This is a genomic window from Rhodococcus sp. NKCM2511, assembly GCF_014905595.1.
Taxonomy (GTDB): Bacteria; Actinomycetota; Actinomycetes; order Mycobacteriales; family Mycobacteriaceae; genus Rhodococcoides; species Rhodococcoides fascians.
This window is the reverse complement of the sequence record NZ_BNHJ02000002.1, coordinates 461,776-472,907: the sequence shown is the minus strand read 5'-3', so window position 1 is coordinate 472,907 and position 11,132 is coordinate 461,776. Positions and strand designations below refer to the sequence as shown.

The window sequence follows — 11,132 nt, the reverse complement described above, 5'->3', positions numbered from 1 at the left end:
GGTGTTCGGCGTAGACCACGATCAGTCCTCGGCGCGTTTCAGAACGGCCAGCACGGTGAGGAACAGGATCTTGACATCGAGCCAGATGGACCAGTTCTCGATGTAGTAGTTGTCCCACTCCGCGCGGTCGGCAATGGAGGTCTGGCCGCGAAGACCGTGCACCTGCGCCCATCCCGTCACGCCGGCCTTGACCCGGTGCCGTTCGCCGTACCGACGGATCTGCATCTCGAACAGGTCCACGTATTCGGGCCGCTCCGGCCTGGGGCCGACCAAGCTCATGTCGCCACGAAGGACGTTGAGCAGCTGGGGCAGCTCGTCCAACGAGGTCTGTCGCATGATCTTTCCGATACGGGTTCTCCGGTCGACACCCTCGACGCCGCCGGGCGCGTCCCCGGCCTTCCGCTCGAACGCCGCGTCGGATGCCCGCGGGGGCCGCATGGACCGAAACTTCAGGCAGTCGAACGGCAACCCATCCCGGCCGATTCGCTCCTGCGCGAAGAAGATCGGGCCGGGGGAGCTCAGGCGCACGAGCAGCATCAGCGTCAGGAAGACGGGGGAGAGCAGCAGGAGTCCGAATGCCGTCAGGACTCGATCCAGTACACCCTTCAGGGCGAACTGCCACCCCTTGGGATTGACGTGCGGCAGCACCATCAGCGGCAGGCCGCCGATGTGTTCGACACGAGTGTTGACGCCGACGGCGTCGTACAGCCTGGGCACCACCCACACCCGCATTCCGAGTCGGTGCGCAGTCCTGATCGCGCCGACCAATACTCGGTCTTCTGTCGGAGCGAACGCAACTATCAGCTCTTCCGCACCGGTCCTGCGCGCAATTGCCTCGAAATCACTCGGGAGCCCGAGGTGCGGCAGATCGGGGAGCTCGCCCCCCGGCGAGACGTCGGCGATCGGGGCTTCGCCGACGTAGCCCACCGGAGCGAGACCGTACTCGGGGAATTGTCGTGTGCGAGAGACGAGTTGGTGCGCAATCGGATCGTTGCCGAGCACGATGGTGGGGGCAGCGGAGCCGAACTTGGTGCGCAGCATGCGCTGGACGACGATGCGAATGAGACGGGCGATCGCGATCGTGAATGCGCTGAGTAGCCACAGTCGCAACACGACCGCGCTGGGCCGGTAGTCGGTGTCGGACAGGAACATCACCACCGTCAACGCGAGCACAGCGAACGCAACAGCCGTTTCGGCCGGACCGATCTCGTCGAGGAAGTTACGACGAAGGCTGCGCCTGTACATCGACTTGCCGGCCATGATTCCGATGAGCAGCGGCAGGAAGAGCCATGGCAGCCAGCCGGTCTCGACGAGACTGCCCGAGTACCACAGCAGCGCTCCGGCCACCGCGACCGCGGCACCGAGCACGTCGACCGCGACGTTGATCGCGGTGTTCAACGGATCGGCCCGTAGTCGGTCCGCGAGTGCGCGACGGGCTACGACGACGTCGGGCTCGGCAGCCCGCGGGCGAGTGTGCGGTGATTCCAGTGTTTCGGGCACGGCTTCTTCCGGTGGTTAGTTTCGAATGAGGTCGGTCCTGAATATCCCAATTAATGTATACCGCCAGGAAAGAGGACACCCGGTCGACTTCATGAAAAAAACTCGAAGTCGGTTGTAGGTCGAAAATGCTAATGCCCGTCGGGGAAATCGACCTTTATTCGAAAACTCGCTCGCGAATAATCCAGGCCAAATCCTGAAGAATCTGGATGTGACCGGTCGTCCACTGCCGCGGCTGTCGATCCCACACACAGAGGGTGCCCACGGAATGGCCGTCGTCGTCGACGAGCGGAACTCCGAGATAGGACACGAGCAGATTGCCCTGGACCGACGGATGGTCCTTGAGGACGTCGTTGAGCCGCGCATCCTCCACCACCAGTGGTTGGCCGAGGTCGATCGCGTAGCGGCAGATGGACCCGTCGAGAGGAACCTCTTGCGCGCCACCGAGTTCCGACGGAAGTCCGAGTGCACTCTTGAAGTACTGACGTCGGTCGTCGAGCAGAGAGAATGCGGCCGACGGGGCGCTCAAGGCATCGGCGACCATCGCGACGATCCGGTCGTAGCCGGCGTCGGAACCGGTGTCCATCAAACCCGTTCGAGCCACTGCGGCCAGCCTGTCGGGGTCGTCGATCGGGGTACCGAACGCCCGGGTCACCTCGGCGGGGCCGACGCCCTTCTCCGCGCCGGCCTGGAGAGCCCGGAGCAAAGCACCGACCTCGGAATCCTGATCGTCGGACAGTTCACGAACGAGTCGATCGACCACGGCCCGCCGAATGAATTCTTCGGTCCCGAGGCCGGATTTCTCCGCCTGCCGGGCGAGTAACTCGTTGAGACGCTCGTCGAAACCGGGAAATCCTGTTGTCATTGGGCATATGGTAGTACAGGCAATGTCGTCCTACCGATGACTGCGGGGTCGAATTCTGCGTCAATCCGAATCGTTGCCGTAATTGCCACAAAGCGTATGACAATCCGTTTCGGCGAAGATCGCCTACCGGTGTTGCTATCATCCCGCAGATGAAAGCAAATGCTCCTCTGCGGGTGATGGCCGTTCTTGCGGCTCTGGTGTTGCCGTTCGCTGCCACGCCGGCAGTGGGTGCAGCTCCCGTCGTGCGGGCTCAGGCCGGTCCGGTGAACTGTGGCGGACAGTCCGACGCCATCCGGATCGGAGTCTCGCCGGGCGCGTCGATAGGTAGCCTCTCCCCGGCAGATCTGGATCGCGAACTGACGCTTGCCAAAGCCGCAGGAGCCTTCGCGGTTCGTCTCGATATCGATTGGTCCGCAATCGAATCGACACGGGGCGCTTTCGATTGGAGCCGAACGGACCGAGTGATCGATGCCGTCGTGGCCCACGGGATGTGCCCGCACGGCATCATCGCCTACACCCCCAGATGGGCGCGAGTAGCTGCCGCGGTCAACGATTCTCACTCCCGTCCTGCAAACCCGTCCACTTACGCGGCTTTCGCCAAGACGGTGGTTCAGCGGTACCAGAACCGCATCAAGATCTGGGAAGTATGGAACGAGCCGAACATCGTGACGTTCTTCAAGCCTGTTCCCGACGTCACGGCGTACTCGGCGCTGCTTCGAGCGGCCTACACGGCGATCAAACAGGTACAGCCCGGTTCGACCGTGCTCGTCGGGGGGATGGCACCGTCCGAGGACACCAACGGCAACATCGCGGGTACGTCGTTCCTGTCGAAGATGTACGCGCAAGGATCCAACAAGTACTTCGACGCCTTCAACGTGCATCCCTACACGTGGCCGTTCCTACCCAACGACCCCAGCACAGCGTCATGGAACACCGCCATGAAGATGTGGTCGATGCGAGACACCATGGTTGCCGGCGGTGACAGTGGCAAACAGATCTGGATCACCGAATTCGGCGCACCGACCGGGACCAACCCCAACAGCGTCAGCGAGCAGGTGCAATCGGACAGCATCGGGATCGTCCTCGACGCCGTCCTCGGCAACGATTGGCTCGGACCGGCTTACGTCTACAGTCTCCGAGACGCCGGGTCCGACACCGCCGACACCGAACAGAACTTCGGCTTGGTTCGCAGAGACTGGACCCCCAAGATCGCCTACGGTCGCGTCGATGCCTACGCCGCGGAGCATTCGGCACCGTAGATCGACCGATTCCGCTGCCGGTGTTCGTGGGCTATGGTTCGCCCATGAATTCGCAGCCGGGGGGCGCGGTCCCTGATCGTAAGGACATCACGTTCGACTCGAACGGCGTCGACTGTGCGGCGTGGCTGTACCTGCCCGACAGCACCGAGCCGGCCCCGGTGATCGTCATGGCGCACGGTCTCGGCGGAACCCGGGGAATGCGACTCGACGCCTACGCAGAACGATTTCGCGCCGAGGGCTACGCGTGCCTGGTGTTCGACTATCGGTACTTCGGAGACAGTGGCGGGCGACCGCGACAATTGCTCGATATCGAGTCCCAGTTGCAGGACTGGGCGGCAGCGATCGCGTGCGCCCGGGGTCGGCAGGACGTGGACGGTTCGCGAATCGTGTTGTGGGGCTCGTCGTTCGGCGGTGGCCACGTCATCGTCGCGGCAGCACGGGATCAGCGTGTCGCCGCGGTGGTCGCGCAGTGTCCGTTCACCGACGGCATCGCCTCCGGGCTCGCTTCGAACACATGGACCTCGGTCAAACTGTCCGTGCGGGCCGTGCGCGATCTGCTGGGATCGGTGATCGGGCGGCCGCCGGTGATGGTGGCGACCGCCGGACGACCGGGGACTACCGCATTGATGACGTCACCCGACAGTTACGACGGGTACCTCGCGCTCGCTCCGGACTCCGACGAGTCGTTCCACAATCGGGTTGCCGCCCGCTTCGCGCTGCAGATCGTGCGCCATCGGCCCGGACGTCGAGCGAAGGACGTCCGCTGCCCGATACTCTTCGTCGTCTGCAACACGGATTCTGTGGCACCGGCGAAGGCCACCCTGCGATACGCCCGGACAGCCCCGCTCGGCGAGATCGAAACCTACGACGCAGGCCATTTCGACATCTATCTCGGTGCTGACTTCGAGCAGGTGGTCGCAGACCAAATCGCCTTCCTCCTGCGCACTGTCCCGCCGCTGGTGGCTGCGGATCAGTAGACGTCGCGCACGTACCGCTTCTCCGCAGCGAGAGCCTTGACGTACGCCTCGGCGCTGCTCGGGGCCAGTTTCCCGTGCTGTGCGACTACGCCTTTCAGGGCCGCATCCACGTCTTTGGCCATTCTCGACGCGTCGCCACAGACATAGAAGTGGGCACCTCGGTGAATCCAGTTCCAGAGCTCGCTGCCGTGTTCGCGCATGCGATCCTGCACGTAGACCTTGTCCTTCTGATCCCGGGAAAAGGCGACGTCGAGGCGGTCGAGCGACCCGTCGCTCAGCATCGCGGTGAGTTCGTCGCGGTAGTAGAAGTCGGTGTCCGCGTGCTGTTCACCGAAGAAGAGCCAGTTCGGGCCGGTGTGCCCGAGCGCGCGCCGCTCGTGCAGGAACGCCCGGAACGGTGCAATGCCGGTGCCGGGACCGACCATGATCATCGGCGTGGCGGGATCCTCGGGCGGTTTGAAATGGGTCGATTTCTGTACGAATATCCCGATGTCATGATTGGCGGCATGGTCGGCCAGATACGTCGAGCACACCCCGCGTCGAGCGACACCGTGCACGTTGTATCGCACAGCCGAGACGGTCACCTGCACCTCCTCGGGATTCTCCTTCGGGCTCGAGGAGATGGAATACAGACGCGGCTGCAACGGCTTGAGAACGCCGAGCCAATCGTCCACCGACGCGCGAACCGGATGTGCGGCAAGTACATCGATCGATTGCCGTCCCCACATCCAGTCGGTGAGCGTGTGTCTGTTGTCCGGATGCAACATGGCCTCGAGGTCGTCGTCCGCGGTACGCCGGTGCACGAACTTCAACAGATCCGGTGTGGCACGGGCGATCTCGAGGTGCCGACCCAACGCCGTACGGAGCGGCATTTCACCGTGCTCGGCCAAGTCGACGACGGCGTCACCGTCGAGTCCGGTGGCACCGAGCCACTCCTGCACGTACTGGTCACTGTTGCGAGGCCAGACCCCGAGTGCGTCACCCACCTCGTATTCGAGGGTGCCCGCAGGAAGGTGGAATCCGAGTTGACGGACGTCCTTGAGCGATCCGCGTGCGGTGAGCACTCGATTCCGAACGAGAGTGGTCACGAGGGGCGACTTCTTGCTGTAGCGCGGTCCTACGTCAGCGGCCGCAGGCCGACGTGCGGGTGCCCCAGGCTCGGCCGGCGCGGTGGCGGGATCGGACGTTGGCGAGTCACCTGCCAGCAGCGCGCTCACCGAGTCGAGCCACTCGGCGGCCTCGTTCTCGTAGTCGGGCTCGAGGTCGACCCTGCCGAGTAGTCGCCGCGCACCGAGTTGCTCGAGGCGTTCGTCGATCTTGCGGCCGTGCCCGCAGAAGTCTGCGTAACTCGAGTCGCCGAACGCCAGCACGGCGTAACGGATTCCGTCCAGTGCGGGTACCGAATCGGTTGTCAGGCTCTCCCAGAAGGTTGCGCCGTTGTCGGGTGCTTCGCCGTCCCCGGTGGTACTGCTGACGATCAACACGTCGGCCTCGGCCGGTAGTCGGTCTGCGGTGAACGAGTCCATGGAGTGTTCGGTGACGGCAGACCCAGCAGCTCGCAGATGAGAAACACTGGACTGGGCGAACTCCTCGGCAGTTCCCGTCTGCGAGGCCCACAGCAGGAGCAGTGGTCTGCCCGCTGCCGACGAGGTGTCCGCGGCGGGTGCATCGGTGCCCGGCGAGGGAGTGCGCGAGAACAGGCCTGCGAGAACACCGTCGAGCCACGCGTGCGTCTCGGGAGTCAGCGGGGTCCGTTCGGGCAGCGTGGGGGTTCCCGGCGCAGAACGGGCGGCGTCGGTCCGAAGTCCCTCCAGCAGGCCTGCCATGTAACTTTGTTCGATGACGGTGAACGGTTCTGCGGGTCGGCTCGGGCGGCCGACCAACACGGCGAGAGCGTCGACCGGATCGTGCACGTCCTCGGACGTATCGGGCGAATCCGATTGAGCAGCAGATACTTTCGTCAGCGACACGGCGCAGGCCTTGAATTCGGGTTGCTGCGAGTAGGGATCGACGGCGTCATTGGTCACCGCGTTGATCGCCAGGGATTCGCCGAACTCGTCGCTCCAGTGGAACGGCGCGAAGCAGCCTCCGGGTAACACTCGGTCGGTAACGACAACGGGCAGTGCTGCACGGCCTCGACGCGACGACAGTTCGACGGTATCGCCGTCGGACAGATCGAGCCGGCCCGCATCGGTCGGGTGTATTTCCACGAACGGGCCGGGGTTCAGTTTGTTCAGCTTCGCGACTTTGCCGGTCTTGGTCATGGTGTGCCACTGATGGGGGAGTCGCCCCGTGTTGAGCAGGAACGGATAGTCGTCGTCCGGCATTTCGGCCGGTGCCATGGCGGGTCGGGCGAGAAACTGCGCTCGACCGCTTGCGGTGGGGAACGACAGGGCAGGAATCGAGCCGTCCTCCGACACCCGCAGGGTTTGGCTGACTCCGTCGTTGAGGTACCGGATGGGGTGTCTGGTGGTAGTCGACTCGGGCGGGCACGGCCACTGAATCGAACCCTCGCGGAGCCCGTCGTAGGTGACGCCGCGAATGTCGTAACCGGTGGCGGGGTTCGAGAATCGCTTGATCTCCTCGAAGATCTCTTCGGCACTGGAGTACGTGAACGACTTGGAATAGCCGAGAGCGCAGGCCATGTCGGCGATGATCTTCCAGTCGGGGAGTGCTCCGCCGGGTGCATCGACAGCCGGCTGGAACAGTGTGAGGTTCCGCTCGGAGTTGACCATGACACCATGGGCCTCGGTCCACAGCGCGGCGGGCAGCATGACATCGGCGTATCGGTTGGTCTCGGTGTCGGCGAAGGCGTCTTGGGTGATCACCAGTTCGGCACGTTCGAGACCGTCGATCACGGTTGTTCGATTGGCCACGGACGCAACAGGATTGGTGCAGATGATCCAGCAAGCTTTGATGTCGCCCGCAGCCAACTTCGAGAACATCTCGATGGTTCCACCACCGACGTCGGTGCGGAGTGTTCCGGGCGGGATTTTCCAGGCCTGCTCGACGAACGCGCGGTCGGTGTCGTTGGTGACCGCCCGTTGGCCCGGCAGTCCGGGGCCCATGTATCCCATTTCCCGGCCACCCATCGCGTTCGGCTGACCGGTCAACGAGAAGGGGCCGCTTCCGGTCCGGCAGATAGCACCCGTTGCCAGGTGGAGATTGCACAGTGCGTTGGTGTTCCAGGTGCCGTGGGTGGACTGATTGAGTCCCATCGTCCAACAGCTCATCCAGTTCTCGGCAGTCCCGATCATCTCCGCTGCTGCACGCAGATCTTCCTCGGCGAGACCGGTTGCAGCGCAGACCTTCTCGGGGGTGTAGTCGCGAAGAAACTCCGGCATCGCGTCCCAGCCGTCGGTGAACTGGGCGATGAAGTCAGGGTCTGTGTTTCCGCTGTCGACGATCAGAGCCAGCAGGCCGTTGAGCAGCGCCAGATCGGATCCCGGTTCGAGCATGAGGTGCAGGTGCGCCTTGTCGGCGGTGGCGGTGCGCCGCGGATCGACCACGATCAGTTTCGCACCGGCCTTGACCCGGTCCATCATTCGCAGAAACAGGATGGGGTGGCAGTCGGCCATGTTGGAGCCGATGACGAGGAACACGTCGGCGTTGTCGAAGTCTTCGTACGACCCCGGCGGACCGTCGGCTCCGAGTGACTGCTTGTAGCCGGTCCCCGCGCTGGCCATGCACAATCGTGAGTTGGATTCGATCTGATTGGTACCGATGAACCCTTTGGCCAGTTTGTTCGACAGGTACTGAGCCTCGATCGACATCTGCCCCGATACGTACAGCGCAACGGAATCGGGTCCGTGTTCGTCGAGGATCGTGCGGAGCCTGCGGGCAGTATCGGTGATGGCCACCGAGGTGTCCGTACTCTCCGGCCGGTCACCGCGCCGGTGGCGAATTCGAGCCTTGTCGAGGCGGCCCGGCGCGGCAAGCATGTCTGCGGTGGTGCTTCCCTTGGTGCACAGTCGGCCGAAGTTCGCCGGGTGGGTCTTGTCGCCGACCGACTTGGTGACCGTAGGCCCGATCGGCAGCGTCGACCGGGAGCTCGACTGGGACTTCGCAGCCGACGGCCCACCGACCTCGAGCACCATGCCGCATCCCACGCCGCAGTATGCGCAGAGTGTCTTCACCGTGGTGACCATGGCTTCCACAGTGCCCGGTGCAGTGTGCGCGGCCATTACACATCGGTTAGCCGGATATGACGTTGTCCTCACCGGGCGTCGAACGAGGCGGTGATGTGCGTTCGCAGCACCGCCCTGTGTGGCAGGGAGGTAACACCAACTTTCTGCGGTGCGATTGGTACTCGAACGTTATTCGTCGAACGGGCTGTCGAGTGGAATGTGTGGATTCTGCGCTGGCAGAATCGTCCGGGTCGGGCTCGAAGTGGGAAGTGGTGTGTTCATGAGGGTGTCTCGAGGATTCGTTCTCGCCGCGGTGGGAGTTGTCGCTTCGGTGGCGGTGCTGTCCGGGTGCAGCTCGCAGACGGACATCTCCGAACCCTCCGTTCCGATCGATTCCAATCCGATGACCGAACTGATGAAGCCCAAGCTGACCGCGAGCGTGCTCGACGGAGCAGTCGGATTCTCACCGGCGGACCCGGTGACCGTCTCGGTTGCCGACGGCAAATTGTCCTCGGTCACCATGCTCAACCCCGATGGCGAGCCGGTATCGGGAGCCATTGCTCCGGACGGGCTGTCGTGGACCAACACCGAACCCCTCGGCTACAACCGCGAGTATCGAGTGCAGGCCGATGCGTACGGACTCGGAGGATCATCGAGCACGGTGTCGAGCTTCACCACCAGCCAGCCGGGCAATTTCACCAAGCCCTACGTTCTGCCGAACCCGGGCGACGTGGTGGGTATCGGGCAGCCCGTCGCGGTCCAGTTCGACGAGGCGATCACCGACAAGCTTGCTGCCCAGAATGCGATCACGGTCACCACGACGCCGGCCGTGGAAGGTGCGTTCTACTGGGTGAACAACAAAGAGGTTCGCTGGCGACCGCAGAACTACTGGGCACCGGGCACCAAGGTCGACGTGGCCGTCAACGTGTACGGGCGTGATCTCGGTGACGACATCTACGGCCAGGAGAATGCGACGACGTCGTTCACGATCGGCGACGCGGTCATTGCCACTGCGGACGACAACACCAAGCAGGTGACGTTCAACGTCAACGGCCAGGACGTCATCACGATGCCGACGTCGATGGGCAAGGACTCCACCCCGACGGACAACGGCGTCTACATCATCGGTGATCGATTCGAGCATCTCGTCATGGATTCGTCGACCTACGGTGTGCCGGTCAACTCGTCCACCGGGTACCGCACTCCGGTCGACTGGGCGACGCGTATGTCGTACAGCGGCATCTTCTTCCATTCCGCACCGTGGTCGGTGGGGCAGCAGGGCTACTCCAACGCCTCGCACGGGTGTCTGAACCTCAGTCCGACCAACGCCAAGTGGGTCTATGACAACACCAAGCGCGGTGACATCGTCGTGGTCAAGAACACCGTCGGTGGAACGTTGTCGGGCACCGATGGTCTCGGCGACTGGAACATTCCCTGGGACGAGTGGAAAGCGGGCAACGCCACCACGGTCTGATCGGTATCGATCGGGTGGATCAGCTTCGATCGCGGGTCTGGTAGAGCGAAGGATCTATCCCGAGTGTCTTCAGGTACGCGACCGGTTCGATGCTCGAGCCGTTGTTGCGGACCTCGAAGTGCAGATGCGGTCCCGTCGAATTGCCGGTGCTGCCGACCGCCCCGAGGACATCTCCCGGTGCCACCTCGTCACCGACGGACACAGCGAGGCTGGACTGATGGCCGTAGTAGGTCTCGGTGTTTCCGCTCTTGACCCGAACGAGCTTGCCGTAGCCGTCGCCCGCGTCTCCGGCCTGAACGACGGTTCCGCCGGTCACCGCATGGATCGGGGTTCCGCTGTCGGCAGCCAGGTCCACACCCTGGTGGTACTGCGCGCCGTTGCCGGTCGGGTTGTTGCGTCCGCCGTAACCCGAAGTGATGCGATATTTGCCTGCGTCGATCGGGAGCACGGCACCGCCGAGCCCCACCGTGGGCGGCGCACTCGGAAGTTCGATCTCGGGTACATCCGCGGGAGTTGCGGTATCCGGCACCGACAGCGCGTCGCCGTCGAGAACGATCGCCGCGACCTGGTTGATGAGCACACCGGTGGCGTCGAGCACCGCGGCGAGTATTGCGGCCCGCTGCTGAGCATCGGGCTGGGGGATCGGGATCTGAGGTAATTCGATCGTGGGTTGAGCGGTGGCCACCGCTGGGCTGAGCAAGCCGGTTGTGCCGATGCACAGTGCTGCCGACAAGATCGAACCCGCTATGACTCTGTGCATTCTGCGACCCACGAAAAGCCTCCTCGTCTGCGTCCACCGGGCACCCGTCGGATGGGCGCCCACAGGACGTAAGAACATGTTCGGTGACGCTTCGGGGCACGCTGAACTCACGTAGCAGAAAACACATGAATCACATTGGTACTTTTCTTCCCCAAAAGTGCCATTGGTAACCG

The 11,132-nt window shown here is 63.7% G+C and carries 7 protein-coding genes; 3 read left to right on the top strand and 4 right to left on the bottom strand.

Features of this window, described 5'->3' with window-relative positions; all coding sequences use genetic code 11:
- Positions 1–21 precede the first annotated feature (21 nt).
- Both JLZ96_RS18865 and JLZ96_RS18860 read right to left on the bottom strand, forming a co-directional pair.
- Positions 22–1,500, bottom strand: coding sequence for a sugar transferase (locus JLZ96_RS18865; RefSeq protein WP_236254153.1), 1,479 nt, complete (start codon positions 1,498–1,500; stop codon positions 22–24).
- 154 nt (positions 1,501–1,654) lie between these two features.
- On the bottom strand, positions 1,655–2,362 hold the full coding sequence (locus JLZ96_RS18860; protein WP_048318572.1) for a GAF domain-containing protein: 708 nt from the start codon (positions 2,360–2,362) through the stop codon (positions 1,655–1,657).
- Between the two features lie 149 nt (positions 2,363–2,511).
- On the opposite strand from JLZ96_RS18860, the gene JLZ96_RS18855 reads away from it, so the two are divergent.
- Both JLZ96_RS18855 and JLZ96_RS18850 read left to right on the top strand, forming a co-directional pair.
- Positions 2,512–3,621, top strand: a complete 1,110-nt coding sequence (locus JLZ96_RS18855; protein WP_052718652.1) for an endo-1,4-beta-xylanase — start codon at positions 2,512–2,514, stop codon at positions 3,619–3,621.
- A gap of 44 nt (positions 3,622–3,665) precedes the next feature.
- Complete coding sequence (locus tag JLZ96_RS18850; protein WP_032389275.1) at positions 3,666–4,598, top strand: alpha/beta hydrolase; 933 nt, start codon at positions 3,666–3,668, stop codon at positions 4,596–4,598.
- Here the strand turns inward: JLZ96_RS18850 and JLZ96_RS18845 are convergent.
- Positions 4,592–8,782, bottom strand: a complete 4,191-nt coding sequence (locus JLZ96_RS18845) for a bifunctional nitrate reductase/sulfite reductase flavoprotein subunit alpha (protein ID WP_236254152.1) — start codon at positions 8,780–8,782, stop codon at positions 4,592–4,594. The genes JLZ96_RS18850 and JLZ96_RS18845 overlap by 7 nt on opposite strands.
- A gap of 223 nt (positions 8,783–9,005) precedes the next feature.
- Here JLZ96_RS18845 and JLZ96_RS18840 point away from each other — a divergent pair, with 223 nt between their 5' ends.
- Complete coding sequence (locus JLZ96_RS18840; protein ID WP_032370364.1) at positions 9,006–10,199, top strand: Ig-like domain-containing protein; 1,194 nt, start codon at positions 9,006–9,008, stop codon at positions 10,197–10,199.
- 19 nt (positions 10,200–10,218) lie between these two features.
- Here the strand turns inward: JLZ96_RS18840 and JLZ96_RS18835 are convergent, their stop codons facing one another.
- Positions 10,219–10,959 carry a M23 family metallopeptidase gene (locus tag JLZ96_RS18835; RefSeq protein ID WP_236254151.1) on the bottom strand — a complete coding sequence of 247 codons (741 nt, stop codon included), beginning with the start codon at positions 10,957–10,959 and terminating at the stop codon, positions 10,219–10,221.
- Positions 10,960–11,132: the final 173 nt, after the last annotated feature.

Excerpts from the sequence above, each read along its gene's own strand:
- JLZ96_RS18840 (WP_032370364.1), top strand. The coding sequence starts at position 9,006 with ATGAGGGTGTCTCGAGGATTCGTTCTCGCCGCGGTGGGAGTTGTCGCT.
- JLZ96_RS18855 (WP_052718652.1), top strand. The coding sequence starts at position 2,512 with ATGAAAGCAAATGCTCCTCTGCGGGTGATGGCCGTTCTTGCGGCTCTG.
- JLZ96_RS18835 (WP_236254151.1), bottom strand. The coding sequence starts at position 10,959 with ATGCACAGAGTCATAGCGGGTTCGATCTTGTCGGCAGCACTGTGCATC.
- JLZ96_RS18860 (WP_048318572.1), bottom strand. The coding sequence starts at position 2,362 with ATGACAACAGGATTTCCCGGTTTCGACGAGCGTCTCAACGAGTTACTC.
- JLZ96_RS18850 (WP_032389275.1), top strand. The coding sequence starts at position 3,666 with ATGAATTCGCAGCCGGGGGGCGCGGTCCCTGATCGTAAGGACATCACG.
- JLZ96_RS18845 (WP_236254152.1), bottom strand. The coding sequence starts at position 8,782 with ATGGCCGCGCACACTGCACCGGGCACTGTGGAAGCCATGGTCACCACG.